The 16908-nt window shown below is 54.9% G+C and carries 13 protein-coding genes; 9 read left to right on the forward strand and 4 right to left on the reverse strand.

Annotated elements, in window-relative coordinates:
- Positions 1–398: 398 nt before the first annotated feature.
- The 4 genes from carA (at position 399) to carB (ending at position 5655) form a co-directional block, all read left to right on the forward strand.
- Entirely contained in the window at positions 399–1484 is a 1086-nt protein-coding gene (gene carA, locus ACYVGU_RS02745; RefSeq protein ID WP_460620809.1) for a carbamoyl-phosphate synthase small subunit, read from the forward strand.
- 99 nt (positions 1485–1583) lie between these two features.
- Positions 1584–1952: a hypothetical protein gene (locus ACYVGU_RS02750; protein ID WP_460620810.1), complete on the forward strand. Its 369-nt coding sequence runs from the start codon at positions 1584–1586 to the stop codon at positions 1950–1952.
- A gap of 14 nt (positions 1953–1966) precedes the next feature.
- Positions 1967–2335 carry a hypothetical protein gene (locus ACYVGU_RS02755; RefSeq protein ID WP_460620811.1) on the forward strand — a complete coding sequence of 123 codons (369 nt, stop codon included), beginning with the start codon at positions 1967–1969 and terminating at the stop codon, positions 2333–2335.
- Positions 2336–2424: 89 nt separating this feature from the next.
- On the forward strand, positions 2425–5655 hold the full coding sequence (carB, locus tag ACYVGU_RS02760; protein ID WP_460620812.1) for a carbamoyl-phosphate synthase large subunit family protein: 3231 nt from the start codon (positions 2425–2427) through the stop codon (positions 5653–5655).
- A 77-nt stretch (positions 5656–5732) separates the two neighbouring features.
- Here carB and ACYVGU_RS02765 read toward each other — a convergent pair whose 3' ends face one another.
- Positions 5733–6812, reverse strand: a complete 1080-nt coding sequence (locus ACYVGU_RS02765) for a hypothetical protein (protein ID WP_460620813.1) — start codon at positions 6810–6812, stop codon at positions 5733–5735.
- Positions 6813–6971: 159 nt separating this feature from the next.
- Here ACYVGU_RS02765 and ACYVGU_RS02770 point away from each other — a divergent pair, with 159 nt between their 5' ends.
- Positions 6972–7916, forward strand: a complete 945-nt coding sequence (locus ACYVGU_RS02770; protein WP_460620814.1) for a Rossmann-fold NAD(P)-binding domain-containing protein — start codon at positions 6972–6974, stop codon at positions 7914–7916.
- Between the two features lie 160 nt (positions 7917–8076).
- Complete coding sequence (locus ACYVGU_RS02775) at positions 8077–8394, forward strand: hypothetical protein (protein ID WP_460620815.1); 318 nt, start codon at positions 8077–8079, stop codon at positions 8392–8394.
- Between the two features lie 92 nt (positions 8395–8486).
- On the opposite strand, the gene dinB is transcribed toward ACYVGU_RS02775, so the two are convergent.
- The 3 genes from dinB to ACYVGU_RS02790 form a co-directional block, all read right to left on the reverse strand.
- Positions 8487–9566, reverse strand: coding sequence for a DNA polymerase IV (dinB, locus tag ACYVGU_RS02780; protein ID WP_460620816.1), 1080 nt, complete (start codon positions 9564–9566; stop codon positions 8487–8489).
- A 210-nt stretch (positions 9567–9776) separates the two neighbouring features.
- Positions 9777–11423: a carboxylesterase/lipase family protein gene (locus tag ACYVGU_RS02785; RefSeq protein WP_460620817.1), complete on the reverse strand. Its 1647-nt coding sequence runs from the start codon at positions 11421–11423 to the stop codon at positions 9777–9779.
- 128 nt (positions 11424–11551) lie between these two features.
- Positions 11552–12484 carry a DMT family transporter gene (locus ACYVGU_RS02790; protein ID WP_460620818.1) on the reverse strand — a complete coding sequence of 311 codons (933 nt, stop codon included), beginning with the start codon at positions 12482–12484 and terminating at the stop codon, positions 11552–11554.
- Positions 12485–12725: 241 nt separating this feature from the next.
- Here ACYVGU_RS02790 and ACYVGU_RS02795 point away from each other — a divergent pair, with 241 nt between their 5' ends.
- The 3 genes from ACYVGU_RS02795 to ACYVGU_RS02805 all read left to right on the forward strand — a co-directional run bounded on the left by ACYVGU_RS02795 (position 12726) and on the right by ACYVGU_RS02805 (position 16904).
- Positions 12726–13973, forward strand: a complete 1248-nt coding sequence (locus ACYVGU_RS02795) for a replication-associated recombination protein A (protein ID WP_460621987.1) — start codon at positions 12726–12728, stop codon at positions 13971–13973.
- A gap of 262 nt (positions 13974–14235) precedes the next feature.
- A complete protein-coding gene (sppA, locus tag ACYVGU_RS02800) occupies positions 14236–15993 on the forward strand; it encodes a signal peptide peptidase SppA (protein WP_460620819.1) in 1758 nt (585 codons plus the stop codon).
- A 92-nt stretch (positions 15994–16085) separates the two neighbouring features.
- Positions 16086–16904 (forward strand): purine-nucleoside phosphorylase, encoded by an 819-nt coding sequence (locus ACYVGU_RS02805; protein WP_460612578.1) that lies wholly within the window; start codon positions 16086–16088, stop codon positions 16902–16904.
- Positions 16905–16908: the final 4 nt, after the last annotated feature.

The following is a 16908-nucleotide window of genomic DNA, read 5'->3' on the forward strand; positions in this document are numbered from 1 at the left end:
CTCTCACTTTTTCTTTCAGCAGTCGTGCCCACCAAACTTCCCGATGCCTGACATCTGGGAACGGCAGGGCGCGGGACCGATTGATATACCTTCTCTCGCTCCCGTTTGGCTTAAGTCCTCGTTCGGCTGGAATAGACCTCTGTTGTTTGGTTCTGTTCCAGCCGAAATTGTATCCGGGCGGTTCCGAAAGCTGGCTGAGACAACGCCACATCCCCGCAAACCACCCCGCATAAGGGGCGCTGAATCGTTGCATTCCCTTACCACGACAAGGTTCCAATCAGCGTTGGTTGGAATGATGGGCATACCTGCCGCTTTCCCCATCTCAACGAGCAAGGAAGCTGCGTGCCTGACTACTGCAGAAAATCAACAACAGAGTAAACCTATTTTCGCATAACAGAGTGGAAAACGCTAAATCGGTAAAACTCATTCTCGAAGACGGCACCGAAATCGAGGGTACTTCTTTCGGCGCATTTACTTCCGCCGCGGGCGAGGTAGTGTTTAGCACGGCCATGACCGGCTACCCCGAAAACCTGACGGATCCGTCCTTCGCCGGCCAGATTCTGGTGCTGACCTACCCCATGGTGGGCAACTACGGTGTGCCCGGCGAGGAACTATACGAGTCGATTTCCAAGATTTTCGAGTCGGATAAGATTCACATTGCCGGCCTGGTGGTGAACTACTACTCTGAGGAGCACAGCCACTGGAATGCCGCCAAGAGCCTGGGCGACTGGCTCAAGGAGTACAACATCCCCGGCATCTTCGGCGTGGATACCCGTATGCTCACCAAAATCCTGCGGGAAAAGGGCGCTATGCTGGGTAAGATTGTGGCCGAGGAAGATGTGCCTCTGCACGACCCCAACCAAGACAACCTGGTAGCCCAGGTGAGCCCCACTGAGGTAAAGCACTATGGCCACGGCCAGCACAAAATCGTGCTTGTCGACTGCGGTACCAAGACCAACATCATCCGCTGCTTCCTGCAGCGCGACGTGGAGCTGATCCGCGTGCCCTGGGACTACGACTTCACGAAGCTCGACTACGACGGCCTGTTCCTCAGTAACGGCCCCGGTGACCCGAAGATGTGCACCGCCACTATCCAGCACCTGCAAACCGCGCTAGGCCAGGACAAGCCCATCTTTGGTATCTGCCTAGGCTCCCAGCTCATGGGCCTAGCAGCCGGCGGCGACACGTTCAAGTTGAAGTACGGCCACCGCAGCCACAACCAGCCCGTGCTGCTCACGGGCACCAAGCGCAGCTACATCACTAGCCAAAACCACGGCTTTGCGGTGGATACCGACACGCTACCCGCCGAGTGGGAAATGCTGTTTGAGAACCTCAACGATGGCACCTGCGAAGGCATCAAGCACAAGACTAAGCCATTCTTCTCTACTCAGTTTCACCCCGAAGCAGCCGGCGGCCCTGAGGACACGGAGTATCTGTTCGATGACTTCCTGAAGGCCGTGGCTGAGCACAAAGCCGCCAAGTAGACTGGCCTAGAACACCGCAACGCCCGCCTGTCATGCTTCGGCTACGCTCAGCAGGAGCTTCCTTACCTTCATATCTATCTATTCTAAAACACTAACCTTATGCAAGAAAAAGGTAGCGGTCTGCAGAACTGGGTATATGTGCTGTTGGGATTCTTGGCGTTTGCGGCGTTTTATATCATCAAGAGTTTCAAGACGGAAGACTTTGTCAGGCTGGCAATGGGCAAGAAGTCGGAGATAATTCTTGCGGCACTGGATGGGGCTAAAGTCTCCCCCCGAATTCTAAGCCGCACAGGGAAGATTGTCTCCAAAAAATTTGACGCCGGCAAGCCAGGCCCGAAACAGGATTCCCTCACCTTTCGGCTCGTTTTGAAAGGCGAGAAAGCTACTGCTACTATCAAAACCAAAGTGATGAGGCAGCCATCTGGCGAATGGAAAATGCTGCAGAGCGACACCACTTTCACAGAGTAACCCGCACTACGCCCATGCAAGTAAAAGGTAAAGGCTTTCCGAATTGGGGGTATGTGCTGCTGGGCGCTTTGGCTTTCGCTGGGTTCTATTTCGTCAAGAACATGGGCCAGCGGACGGTTTTGAAAGCTGTACTGGGTGGGCCAGGGGATTTAATAAGCAAGTCCATGAGTTCGGCCCGCGTTTCTCCCAGAATAATTAACAGAACAGGAAGAATAACGGCCAAGAACTTCAAGATGGAGAAGCTCGGCGCTAAAAAGGATTCTCTCTCCTTCCGCTTCTTCTTGGATGGGGAGCGGGCCGACGCCACTATCAGGCTCTGGATGGCCAAACGCCCATCCGGCGACTGGGAAATAATTAAAAGCGACACCGTCTTTACCAAATAGAAAAACTGCCCTGCACGCGCAAATAGCTTGCTGCAGGCGTTGCACGACTGCCTTTTAACATGACCGCACCAGCGGCCCCAACCCTTAGAATGGAAAAACCCAACAAAGTTCTCATCCTCGGTTCCGGCGCCCTCAAAATTGGCGAAGCCGGTGAGTTCGATTACTCCGGTTCTCAGGCCCTCAAGGCGCTGAAAGAGGAAGGCATCCGTACTATCCTCATCAACCCCAATATTGCCACCGTGCAGACGTCGGACAACATTGCCGACGACGTGTACTTCCTGCCCGTGACGCCCTACTTCGTAGAGGAGGTCATTAAGAAGGAGAAACCCGATGGTATTCTGGTAGCGTTTGGCGGCCAAACGGCCCTGAACTGCGCTGTGGCGTTGTTCCGCGGTGGGGTGTTTGAGAAGTACAACGTGAAAGTGCTGGGCACGCCCGTGCAGAGCATCATCGACACCGAGGACCGGGATATTTTCAAGGAAAAGCTTGACCAGATCGGGGTGCTTTCGGCCCGTAGCGTGGCCGTCACGAATATGGAGGACGCGCTGGCCGCGGCCGAGAAAATCGGATTCCCGATTATCGTTCGGGCAGCGTTTGCGCTAGGTGGCCTAGGCAGCGGTTTCGCCAACAACATGGACGAGTTGCGGACCCTAGCCCAGAAATCTTTCACAACCTCCGACCAGATTCTGGTGGAGGAGTCGTTGAAGGGTTGGAAGGAAGTGGAGTACGAAGTGGTGCGCGACCAGTATGACAACTGCATCACGGTCTGCAACATGGAAAACTTTGACCCCATCGGTATTCACACCGGGGAGAGCATCGTGGTGGCCCCGTCGCAGACCTTGAGCAACCGCGAGTACCACAAGCTGCGCAGCATCGGCATCAAGACCATCCGCCACCTCGGCATTGTGGGGGAGTGCAACATTCAGTACGCCCTCGACCCCGTGTCGGAGGACTACCGCGTGATTGAGGTGAATGCCCGTTTGTCGCGCTCTTCGGCACTGGCCTCTAAGGCCACGGGCTACCCGCTGGCGTTTGTAGCGGCCAAGCTGAGCCTAGGCTACTCGCTCTCGGAGTTGAAAAACAGCGTGACCCAGACGACGTCGGCCTTCTTCGAGCCGGCCCTAGACTACGTGGTGGTGAAGCTGCCGCGCTGGGATTTGGCCAAGTTTGAGGGCGTGAACCGGCAGATTGGCTCGGCCATGAAGAGCGTGGGCGAAGTAATGGCCATCGGCAAATCCTTCGAGGAAGCCATTCAGAAGGGTCTGCGTATGCTGGATACTGGCAAGCGCGGCTTCGTGGCCAACAAGCCTGAGCAGGTGGATAACAAGACAATCGATCTGCTGCTGAGCGAGCCAAACGAGGAGCGCATCTTCGCTATCAACCTAGCGTTTGAGGCCGGATACACCCTAGACCAGGTGCACGATCTGACCAAGATTGACCACTGGTTCTTGCAGCGCCTGTTAACCATTTTCGAGCTGGGCAAGAAGCTGGCAGAGAAGCGCGGCAGTGGCCTAGGCGCGCTGGAGACTGGCCTACTGCGCGACGTAAAGAAAGCTGGTTTTTCGGACCAGCAAATTGCCGTGAAGCTGCTCGGGGAAGGCGACGTGAAAGCCGACGAGCTGCTAGTGCGGGCCCGCCGCAAGGCCTTGGGTGTACTGCCGGTTATCAAGCAGATTGACACACTGGCAGCCGAATTCCCGGCCAAAACCAACTACCTCTACAGCACCTACCACGGCACTGAAAACGACCTGGCCCAGGAAACCGACAAGTCCATTGTGGTGCTGGGCTCGGGCGTGTACCGCATCGGTAGCTCCGTGGAGTTCGACTGGTGCGGCGTGAATGCCGTGCAGACGGCCGCTGAAGAAGGCTACAAAACCATCATCATCAACTACAACCCCGAAACCGTTTCTACGGACTACGACGTTTCGGACCGCCTGTATTTCGAGGAGCTGAGCTTTGAGCGGGTGATGGACATTCTGGAGTTCGAGCAGCCCCAAGGCGTAATCCTGAGCACGGGTGGCCAGATTCCGAACAACCTCGCTACCCGCCTAGCCGATGCTAGCGCGCCCATCCTGGGCACCGCGCCGGCCCGCATTGATGAGGCTGAGAACCGTCACAAGTTCAGCAGCATCATGGACGAGCTGGGCATTGCCCAGCCCCGCTGGAAGGAGTTGACTTCTCTGGACGCTATGTTTGAGTTCGTGGGAGAGGTAGGCTACCCCGTGCTGATTCGTCCGAGCTACGTGCTGTCGGGGGCCGCGATGAATGTAGTTTCCAACGCCTTTGAAATGGAGGCGTTCTTACGAGCCGCTACCGAGGTAAGCGCCGAATACCCGGTGGTAGTGTCGGAATTTATGCAGGAAGCCAAGGAAATTGAACTGGACGCGGTGGCCGACAAGGGCGAAATTGTTAGCTACGCCATTTCCGAGCACGTGGAGTTTGCCGGCGTGCACTCCGGTGACGCCACCATGTACTACCCGCCCCAGCGCGTGTACGTGGGCACGGTGCGCAAGCTCAAAATCATTGCCGAGAAGATTGCCAAGCGCTTCCAGATTAGCGGGCCGTTCAACATCCAGTTCCTGGAGAAAAACCGCGAAATCCGAGTGATTGAGTGCAATATCCGCGCCTCACGCTCCTTTCCGTTCGTGTCCAAGGTTTCAGGCAACAACCTGATCAAAAAGGCTACCCAGGTGCTGCTGGGCAAGGACGTAACGCGCGACGAGAGCGAGCGGGTCTACGATTTGCCCTTTGTGGGCGTAAAGGCCCCACAGTTCTCCTTCACCCGCCTGCCCGGCGCCGACCCAGTACTGCGCGTGGACATGGTGAGCACCGGCGAAGTGGGCTGCCTGGGCGATACCGCCGAGGAAGCCCTGCTGAAGTCGATGCTGAGTGTGGGCTACAAGATCCCGCAGAAAACGGTGCTGATTTCCGGCGGCCCCATCAAGTCGAAAGTCACGCTGCTCTCGGCCGTAGAACTGCTCGTGAAAAAGGGCTACACTATCTATGCTACCCAGGGCACTCACCGCTTCTTCGCCGAAAACAGCGTGCCGTCGAGCCTGCTCTTCTGGCCCGACGACTACCAGGAGCCTAACGTGCTGACCTACCTGAAGGAGAAGAAGATCGACTTGGTCATCAACATCCCCAAGAACCTCTCGAAGGGCGAACTGGACAACGACTACAAAATCCGCCGTACCGCCATCGACTTCGGGGTTGGTTTGCTGACGAATGCCCGCCTAGCCAAAGCCTTCATCCAAGCCTTCTGCACGCTGGAAATGAAAGACCTGAAAATCAAGAGCTGGAACGAGTACAAGGCCATGTAAAGTTATGAGCCTCTCATATTTTGAGTAATTACTCAAAATATGAGAGGCTCATAATATGAGATGTGCTACATAAACATTTATGATAAAATTATTTTAAAGTCACAAAACAACGAGTTCAATAATTCGTAATGACCATCATCTGCAATTATCAAAGTACTGAATACATACAAGCTGCTATTTAATCTAAAATCTAATATGCTGCTATTGAAACTTTTTGGTGGTAACAATATATTGTACCTGTACTTAACCTTATCGACTAACTCCTTGTTGCCGTCATAACCAAATAATCCACCTTTTCTTTTTAGGATTGTTTTGGGAGGTATTAAGCCTGTTAAGAAGGCATTAACCAAGTGTTTGGTTCTGACATTATGATTGTGTTTAAATTCAAAGCCAAAGTTCCTTTTCGTATTTTTCGACAATACAACGGACTTCTCTTCTAGAATATATCTACCATCTCTACGATGTTTGTAGTGTTGAAATTCAGAGTCATGTATCAAGGTTACACCTTCATCAGCTAAGGCTTCTTTGAGGCCATCATGCATTCTTAGGGCTTTTATCAAATTCCCAACAGATTTAAATGCTGATAAGAAAACACCTTTGATAGATGCATCTAATTTTGAATCTAAATACATTTCAAATAATTTTATTGGCTCGATATAATAGTATAATTCTTTCCAATTTTTATAAGATTTAGGAAAGTATCTGATGAATAATTTTTCAAATAAAGCTATGCCCACAATTCTATTCTCTATTTTTCCATAGTCGAATATTTTATGCTCTATATAACCTTGTTTTGTTAATCCTTCTAGTAAATTGATAAGCCCGTTAGTTGGTAAAGTGGAGTATATTCCCATAAAACCTTGACAGCCATTGCTAATTGTTCTGTCTAATATATTTTGCTCGATCGATGGCCCAATTGCAGTGTCAGAGTGAATATAATGCTTACAACTTGCTAGCCAATAGAAATCGACGTGTCCATTTTGCGTTTTGCGGTTTTCTTTTACTTTAAAATCGATGCCTCCATCTGCACCTCTAGCTGGACCACTTACTATTTCGTAGCCAAGCAATTCGATAAAATCTCTAGAAAACAATTCGAAAGAGTCTTGATACCCTCCTGGTTTATTTGCTTGTGGAATCTCCTTGAAGTCTATTAACATAGAGCATATACTACAAAAGGTAAAACTTAAAAAGTAGTCTTTAGGCAAGTTAGGAATAACTATAACTCATTACAGTTCTACATCACCTATGAATGGCATATGTTTAGCGAAGTGCAAAATTGTGTCATGAAATTTTAAGTGATTAACTCCCAACACCTAATGAAAAACTTCACCTCCTTCGCCGATGCGGGCGACTATAAAGCCCTGTTGCAGCAAGCCCTGGAAATCAAGGCGAATCCATTTGGGTACCAGCACATCGGCAAAAACAAAACCGTAGGGCTGATATTCTTCAACCCCAGCCTGCGTACCCGGCTTAGCTCGGTGAAGGCGGCCTACAACATGGGCGCGCAAGCCTGGGTGCTCAACGCCGGCGCCGATTCCTGGACCCTGGAAATGGCCGATGGCGCGGTGATGAATGGCGGCACGCAAGAGCACATTAAGGAAGCCATTGCCGTGATGAGCCAGTACTGCGACGTGCTGGGCGTGCGCACTTTCCCAACGCTCAAGGACCGCGAGGCTGATTACAGTGAGGAAGTCTTCAACAAGATTCTGAAGTACGCCACGGTGCCCGTAGTAAGCCTGGAAAGCGCCACGCTGCACCCGTTGCAGTCGTTTGCCGATCTGATTACGGTAGCCGAAACCAAGAAAAAGGAGCGCGTGAAAGTGGTACTGACATGGGCCCCGCACGTGCGCGCCTTGCCCCAGTGCGTACCCAACTCGTTCTGCGACTGGTTTTCGGAAGTAGACTGGGTGGACTTCGTTATCACCCACCCCGAGGGCTACGAGCTGGACCCCAAGTTCACGAAAGGCGCCCGCATTGAGTACGACCAGAAGAAAGCCCTAGAAGGCGCCGACTTCGTGCAGGCCAAAAACTGGAGCAGCTACCTCGATTATGGTCAGGTTATCAGCAACGACCCGTCGTGGATGCTCACCCCCGAGCACATGGCCGGCACCCACGACGCCAAATTCCTGCACTGTTTGCCCGTGCGCCGCAACGTAGAAGTATCGGATGCCATTCTGGATTCGCCGAATTCTTTAGTGATTCAGGAGGCGGGTAACCGGGTGTTTTCCATGCAAACCGTGCTGCACGAGCTACTGAAGTAGGTTTGAGGCGGGGCAGGGTCCGGACGGTTTGGTAGAAAAACGGGGGTAGTAGAAAATATTTTTGGGCAACAACACAACAACACAAGCCAAGGCTTCGTTGAAGGCTAGTCAAAAGGCAGCCGTGTGGTTGTCTGATTAGTTCACCCTGAAACCAACTGCTATGAAAAAGCTTCTTGCTCTAGCCGCTGTATTAGTTGCCGGTGTTTCTGCCGCTAACGCGCAGACCAACTCCAGCACTACCACCACGACCACGACGCAGCCAGCCCAGACTACAACGACGACTCAGCCAACCACTGAGCCGATGCAGGGTACTATCAACCAGACAACTACGGCGCCTGCTAGCACTACCACTACGGTAGAAACGCAGTCGAGCACCACCAGCGGTAGCATTGCGCCAACGGAAACCAAGGCCACTGAGGCCGACGTGAAAGTGAAAAACAAGAAGAAAAAGTCTAAAATGAAGTCTGATCCTCAGTAGAGGATAGGTTCCTTTAGCATACGAAAGGCCCGAAGCGAGATTCGCTTCGGGCTTTTTTGTGTTTGATTTTTGCGAGTTGCGAAACAAGTTTGCTACAAAAGCAGGGCTAGCTGCTTACCAACGGCTTCCTCTGGGGTTTCTAGGCTGGACAGCGAAATGCCTAGCAGGCGGATGCCTTTGTCAACCGGCAACAGGACGGTAAGCAGTTCGCGGCTGATTTGCTCAAATGCTTCCTGGGTGCCGATGGGCCCGAAAAGCGTGCGGCTGCGCGTGATTTGCTGAAAGTCGGCGTACTTAACCTTTAGCGTGAGGGTGCGGCCCCGCAGTCCCGTGCGTTGGCAGTGGCTCCACACTGATTCCAGGCAAGGTTGCAGGCCAGCTACTAGCTCCTCGGGCGTACGCAAGTCTTGCTCAAAGGTGGTTTCGGAGCCGATAGATTTGCGCAGGCGGTCGGGTACGACAGGGCGGTGGTCTTGGGCGCGGGAAATGAGGTAGTAATGCGAGCCAGCCTTGCCAAAGTGCTGACGTAGGAACGTCTCGGTCTGCTGACGTAAATCGAGGCCCGAGAAGATGCCCAGTGCGTTGAGCCGGGCGGCTGTGGCGGGGCCAATGCCGTGAAACTCGCCAACCGCTAGCTTCTCTACAAAGGCCAACCCTTGGTGGGGCCGAATAACAAACTGGCCGTTGGGCTTGCGGTAATCAGAAGCCAGCTTGGCCAGAAACTTATTGTAGGAAATACCTGCCGACGCAGTAAGCTGCGTTTGTTGGAAAATAGCGGCTCTGATTTCGGCGGCCACTTGGGTAGCCAAGGCTATGCCTTTAAGGTTCTCCGTAACGTCGAGGTAGGCTTCATCGAGGGAGAGCGGTTCAATAAGCGGCGTGTACTCCGCGAAGACGGCCCGAATTTGCCGCGAAACCTCCTTATATACCTCAAAGCGAGGCTTCACGAACACTAGCTCCGGGCATTTGCGCAGCGCTACTGCCGAGGACATGGCCGAGCGCACCCCAAACTTTCGGGCCTCATAGCTGGCGGCCGCTACCACGCCACGTTGCCGGGAGCCACCCACGGCTACGGGTTTCCCGCGCAGCACCGGGTTATCGCGCTGCTCCACCGAGGCATAGAACGCATCCATGTCGAGGTGAATGATTTTACGGGTTTCGGCGGCGTCCACTAGGTTGGGTTTAGGCTCAAACCGGGGGTAGGGAGTTATCTGGCTTGGCCTTTAGCAAAGGTCTGAGTTGCTCGTGAGAGAAGAAAGAATATAGGAAAGCCGGAGTATAAGGCAAAACTGCTACTAGGTACCTAGCGGAGCCCAACCGACAACAAAAAAAGGAGCCCGGCTTACGCCAAGCTCCTTTGAAAAGGCACTGCACAAGCTCCGCTATTTGCCGACTTGCTTGTCTAGAAAGAGGTAGCGGGCGCGGTCGGTTTCAGGTTCAGGGCGGGTCCGCACGTCAATGCGGAGGAGTTGGCTATTCTTGCCGGCGGTGGTCACGGGCCACACCGGAATGCCTTTGCTGTTCGGGTTGCCGGTTTTAATGAAGTTGGCAAAATAGGTTTGCATCGTCTCGGATACCTTGTAGTCATCGGGAGTCCAGGCGTACACGTGGTTGGTGCCTAAGTTGCCCAGGGCATATTCAATTTCTGCTGAGTGCACAGCGCCGGTAGCAAGCGGAGCCCTAGGAGCTGAATCGGGCTGTTTTACTACGCCGCCCGCTAGGCCCGGCGTTGCGTTGCCCATTTCGGGCACCATGGCCGGGCGGGGGCGGGCATACACATAACGGTACACCGGCTGGCCGCTTGTCTGGCTGTGGGCATCGGCCCATTTCCAGGTGCTGTACACAATAAACCGGTCGCTGGCCAACTCATTAGCCGAATGGCGGGCCTGCTCTGGGGTATCGGCCGGGTAGTACTTCAGTACTTCCTCGGCCTGCTCGCCGTAAAGCCGTTGCACCGCCTGGCGAAAGGTGTCCGGCGTTGGTTGCTCCTGGCCCAGAATATAGGGGTAGTTCATTTCCAGCGAGTTCCAGCCTACGAGCAAGGGCACGCGGGCCTGTTGGCCGGCCATGAAAATAGCTGTGGGCTTCTGGGGGAAGAAGTAGCCATCAAGGGTAGCAGCGAAGCGGGGCGTGCCGGGTTTGCCGGTGGCTTCTAGCAGTTGTTGGGCTGGTAGCGCCCGGAGCGCGGCCAATGACGAAGCCCCTAAACTGGTAGCGAAAGCAACACCGGCCTGTTCGCCCTCCGCCAGCGGAACCGGCCCGAAACCGGTATTCAGCATCGAGCCGCTTTCGCCAATGGCCCGGGCAAACAGCGCTTTGGACAGAGGTGATGCCATCTGGGCGCTCACGGACATAGAGCCAGCCGATTCGCCGGCAATGGTTACTTTACTTGGGTCGCCGCCAAAAGCAGCAATATTTTCTTGTACCCAGCGCAGCGCCGCGGTCTGGTCGAGGAAGCCATAATTGCCAGATGCTTTGTTCGGCGATTCCTGCGTTAGCTCGGGGTGAGCCAAGAACCCAAATACGCCCAGGCGGTAGTTTACCGTAACGGCTACCATGCCACGGCGGGCCATGCTTTCGCCATCGTAGCGCGGCTCGGAGCCGTCGCCGGCCACAAAGCCCCCCCCGTAGAAGTACACCAGCACTGGCAGCTTCTCCTTGTCTGATTTGGCCGGCGTCCAAACGTTCAGGTACAGGCAATCTTCACTGACGCCGTTGGAGCGGAAGTTCATGTCGCCAAACAAAGGCAACTGCATGGCGCGGGGCCCAAAGGCTTTGGCTTGCCGCACGCCCGTCCAGCTTAGGGGTGATTGGGGGGCTTTCCAGCGCAATGCACCCACGGGCGCCGCCGCAAAGGGCACCCCTTTGAACGTGCGGATGCCGCTAGCAGTAGTGACGCCTTCCAGTATGCCGTTTGCGGTTTTTGCTTGGGTAGCAACAGGGCTGGCCACTGCGGATTTTGCGGTTTGAGCCCACGCGGCCGGGGCCGTCGGAGCCGTAAGGAGTGCAAGCAGGAGAAATGCTTTCATAGCAGGAAATAGGGTAGTAGCTACAAGGTAGTAGGTTCCTGCCTTTCTACGGGCAACGGGTGTTGTTTCTACTTTCCCGAATTTACAGAGCTAGTAGCCACACCCAGTAAGCCGAAAGCAGCAGAAAGTTAGTCCTGCACTGGCTCTAGGGGCACCACTGCGGGCGCCGGCTGCTTTGCTCTGCGACTTACCAAAAACACCCCGCCGAAAATCAATAGGGCCTGCAACGCTTTGGTGAGGGTAAGGGAATCTTTGCCGAGTGCCACGGCAATGCCAACAGCCAGGGCGGGCTGTAAGTAAATGTAAGCGCCCAGCAGGGAAGGAGAGGCGTACTTCAGGGCCCAGTTGTTGAGCAGATACGCCATTATGGTCAGGCAGATAACCATGTAGGCAATAGCTGCCCAAATGCTGGCTGGAAAACTTGCGTAATCGGGCGCCTGAATTTGCTGCCAACCCGCGGGCACCGCCAGAAAAGCGCCCACCAAGAAAATACGGGCCAGCACCGTAAACGCATGATACTTGCGCATCAAGGGCATCACGAGCACCAGGTACACGCCAAAAGCTGTGGCATTGAGCAAGATGTATACGTTGCCCAACAGGCCGTCTTGCCCGCCTGCCGCTACTGGGCCCCGACTCAGAATAATACTAGCTGCCCCCACGCCCGCAAGTCCAATACCCAGGAGCCGGGGCAGGGTCAGCCGCTCGCCCAACAATACCGCCGAGGCCAGCACCGTAACTACCGGTGCAATCGTCTGGATAAGCGAGGCATTGATAGGAGAGGTAAGGTTAAGGCCCGAAAAGAACAGCAGCTGGTTGAGCCCAATGCCCAGCACTCCGCAAGCAATGGCGCGCAGTTGGTCGGGGCGGCCCGTAATGCGGTCTTGGGGTGCTACCAAGCGGCTCAGAATGCCAAAGAAGAGTGCAGCCCCCACAATACGCAGCAGTACCAGCCCAAACGGGCCCATGTAGCGCGGCATCACATCCTTGGAAATGCTGTAGTTAGCCGCGTAAATGAGCGCCACCACAAAAAGCGCCGCGTGTACTTTCGCTGAGTTTTTCATTGCAAACGAAGGTAGGGCTGAATTGCAGGAAGGCAGCGCAAATCCCCTGCCTGACGTAGTTAACTTTGTTTGCTGCGTAAGTGAGCGGGCCGCCGGTGTGTATCGACGTCACCTGTTCAGCTTGCGTTCTTTCCATCCGCGCTTCCTTCCTATGGCCACTGGCTCCCTTTTCGATTCTGACCCCGCTCCCCAAGGCCCAACGCCTTACACGCCTAGGCCAGGCGCGCCGCTAGCCGAGCGCATGCGCCCCCGCACCCTCGATGAGTACGCCGGGCAGCAGCACCTGATTGGGCCCGACGGGGTGTTGCGCCGCTACCTGCAAGCCGGCCGGCTACCGTCCCTGATTTTGTGGGGACCGCCCGGCGTAGGCAAAACTACGTTGGCCAACTTACTAGCGCAGGAATTGGGTAAACCCTTTGCCTCGCTTAGCGCCGTGAATGCCGGCGTGAAAGATGTGCGCGAAGTAATTGAGCGCGCCAAAAAGCAGCGCGGTACGGTGCTGTTTATTGATGAAATTCACCGCTTCAGCAAAAGCCAGCAAGACGCGCTGCTAGGGGCCGTGGAGCAAGGAATCGTTACGCTGATTGGGGCCACCACCGAGAACCCGTCGTTTGAGGTGATTCCGGCCGTGCTAAGCCGGGCCCAAGTGTACGTGCTCGAATCACTAGGCAAGCAGGTGCTCACAACCCTCGTGGATAACGCCCTGGCCCACGATGAGATTCTGAAGCAGAAAAAGGTACGCGTACAGGACTACAACGCCTTGCTTACCATTTCGGGCGGCGATGCGCGCAAGCTGCTGAACTTGCTGGAAATTGTGGTAGAGGCCGGCCGCCCCGACCCCAAAACCGGTGAAATCATTATCACTGATGAAGGCGTGCAGCAACTGGCCCAACAGCACCTAGCGCGCTACGATAAAGGGGGCGAAATGCACTACGATGTTATTTCGGCCTTTATTAAAAGCATTCGAGGCTCTGACCCCAACGCGGCGCTGTACTATTTGGCCGTGATGCTGGAAGGTGGCGAAGACGTGAAATTCATTGCCCGCCGACTGTTGATTCTGGCCAGTGAAGATGTAGGCCTGGCCAACCCCAACGCCCTGATTTTGGCCCAAAGCTGCTTTCAGGCGGTTACCGTTATCGGCATGCCGGAATCGGATATTATTCTGGGCCAAACGGTGGTATACCTGGCTTCGTCGCCAAAAAGCAACGCCAGCTACAAGGCCATTCGGGAGGCGCGGGCGCTGGTGCGGCAGCAAGGTGTGCAATCGGTGCCCATTCCGTTGCGCAACGCCCCCACCAAGCTCATGGAAGAACTTGGCTACGGCAGCAAATACATGTACTCCCACGATTATGAAGGCAATTTCGCCTACCAGGAGTTTATGCCCGAACCGCTCAGCGGCACCGTGTTCTACCACCCCGGCCATAATCCCGCCGAAGCCAAAGCCCAGGAGCGCCTGCGCCAGTTGTGGGGCGAGAAGTACGGCTACTAAGTAGGTATAAGCTAGTAAACCCATTAGAAGAACGTATCCTGCTTGATCTGGCGTCCGCACAGTTGAAGCAGCTCGTGTGCTGACGGTGTGATGCTTGCTGTTGCGACATTACCGAGTACTTCAGGCAGTTTCTCGCTCCATAAAACAGGCGCGCTAGGGGCGTTCAGGCGCCAAACCGGCCCGTTGGTTGAATACCCAAAACCGGGGATTAAAAGCCGATACTTTTGTTACAGGAAGTAACCTGACTATTCATTTTCCGCTGATGAGACAGTTTTTTAAATACGTGCTGGCCACCATTACCGGCGTTATCATCCTGGGCCTGCTCGGAATGATTTTGCTGGTAGGCATTCTGGTGAGCGTAGCATCGTCTGACAAAGAAGTAACCGTAGCCAGCAACTCTGTGCTGGAATTGACCCTTGACAAACCTATTGGCGAGCGGGATTTCAACAACCCACTGTCGGCTTTTATGGGTGGGCAAAGCAGCACCATTGGGCTGGATGAGCTGAAAGATGCCATTAGGCGGGCCAAAAACGACGAGGACATCAAAGGCATTTTCCTGAACCTAGAGCTGGTGCAAGGTGGCATGGCCTCGATGGAGGAAATCCGCAACGAGCTGGTCGCCTTCAAAAAGTCGGGCAAGTTTGTGGTGAGCTACACCGATGCGCAATCGGAGAAAAGCTATTACCTGGCTTCCGTAGCCGACAAGATTTACTTGAACCCACAGGGCACGCTGGAGTTCAACGGCCTCAGCTCCGAGACCATGTACTACAAAAACCTGTTCGATAAGCTAGGCGTGCAGGCCCAGATTTTCCGCGTTGGTTCGTTTAAGAGCGCCGTGGAGCCGTATTTCCGCACTAACATGTCGGATTCGGCCCGTATGCAAACCGCGTCGTTCCTGAACTCGATGAACAACTCGATGCTGGCCGAAGTAGCCGCCGCCCGCAAAATTGCGCCGGCTCGCCTCAAGGTTATCAGCGACTCGATGCTGGTGCACAACGCCGATGACGCTAAACGGTTGGGCCTGGTAACGGACCTAGGCTACTACGACCAGGCTACCGACTACATGAAAGGCAAGTTGGGCGTGGAGAAAGACAAGAAGCTGAGCCTGATTGACTACTCGGACTATAAAAAGACCAAGGACGAGGAAGGCAGCACCAGCGGCAACCGCATTGCCGTGATTTACGCCGAAGGCGACATCGTGACGGGCAAAGGCAGCAACGAAAGCATTGGCAGCACCAACTTTGCCGAGGCCATTCGCAAAGCCCGCCTCGACAAGAAAGTAAAAGCCGTGGTGTTGCGCATCAACTCGCCCGGCGGCTCGTCGTTGGCCTCCGATATCATTTACCGCGAGGTGATGCTGACCAAGAAATCGAAGCCGGTGATTGCCAGCATGTCGGATGTGGCGGCTTCGGGCGGCTACTTTATCGCCATGGGCTGCGACACCATTGTGGCGCACCCTACTACCATCACGGGCAGCATTGGCGTATTCGGTGTACTCCCGAACATCGAGCCCTTCCTGCGCGAGAAAATCGGCATCACGACAGACCGCGTTACCACCGGCAAGTTCTCCGATTTCCCGACCATCACGCGCGCCCTGACTCCCTTCGAGCAAAGCCAATTCCAGGCTGAAATCAACCGCATCTACGCCGATTTTACCACTAAAGCTGCCGCAGGTCGCAAAATGCCGGTGGAGCGGTTGCGCCGCTTGGCTTCGGGCCGCGTGTGGTCAGGCACGGAAGCCAAGGCGCGTGGCCTCGTGGATGTGCTCGGCTCGATGGATGATGCTCTGCGCATTGCCGCTCGCCGGGCTAACCTAAAGGAAGGTGACTACCGCATTCAGAAGCTTCCCCGTCAGAAATCATTCGCCGAAAACCTCTTCAGCTCTTTCTCCGAAGAAGCGCGTTTGCGGATGGTGAAAGAAGAAATGGGCCCCATGTACCCCATGTACCTGCAATACAAAAAGCTGTCAGAAATGAAGGGTGTACAGGCTCGGATGCCGTTTGAGGTAAACGTGCAGTAGTCGTAATCGGCTTACTTTGTCAGCCTGAACCTAGCGCAGCTTTCTGTGTTAGGTTCAGGTTGATTTGTTTTCTACCCTAGCCTTCGCTTTTCATGCACCAACTTCACGAAGCCGCCGCCTATCTCCGCCAAACCCTGCAAGATTTTCAGCCCGAAGCCGGCATTATCCTCGGCACGGGGCTCGGGGCCTTGGCCAAGGAAATAGAGGTAGCGCACCGCTTTTCTTACGCCGATATTCCGCACTTTCCTGTCTCGACGGTGGAAAGCCACGCCGGAGAGCTGCTGGCGGGTACGCTGGCGGGTAAGCGGGTGCTAGTGATGCACGGCCGGTTTCACTACTACGAGGGCTATACTATGGACCAGGTAGTATTTCCGGTACGCGTGATGAAGCTGCTGGGCATTCGGCGCCTGTTCGTGAGCAATGCCAGCGGCGGCCTCAACCCCGATTACGACTATTCGGACCTAATGCTGCTCGAGGACCACATCAATCTGCAGCCTACCAACCCGCTTATCGGTAAAAACCTCGATGAGTTGGGCGCGCGCTTCCCCGATATGATGGAGCCCTACGACCTGCAGCTGCTGCAAGTGGCGGAACAGGCGGCTTTGGAACTCGGGCTAGGCCAGTATCTGCGCCGTGGGGTGTACGCCTCCTTACCCGGTCCCATGCTCGAAACCCCCGCCGAGTACCGCTACCTGCGCACCATTGGGGCCGATGCCGTGGGGATGAGCACGGTGCCAGAAGTTATTGCTGCCGTGCATATGGGCTTGCCAGTGCTGGCCATATCCGTCATTACGGACTTATGCGCGCCGGGCAAGCTGAAGAAGGTAGATATTGCCGACATCTTGCGCACGGCCGCCGTAGCAGAGCCGCGACTGACCGCGTTGCTCCGCCGGGTGCTGGAGAAGCTGTAAACGA

Source organism: Hymenobacter tenuis, from assembly GCF_054780495.1.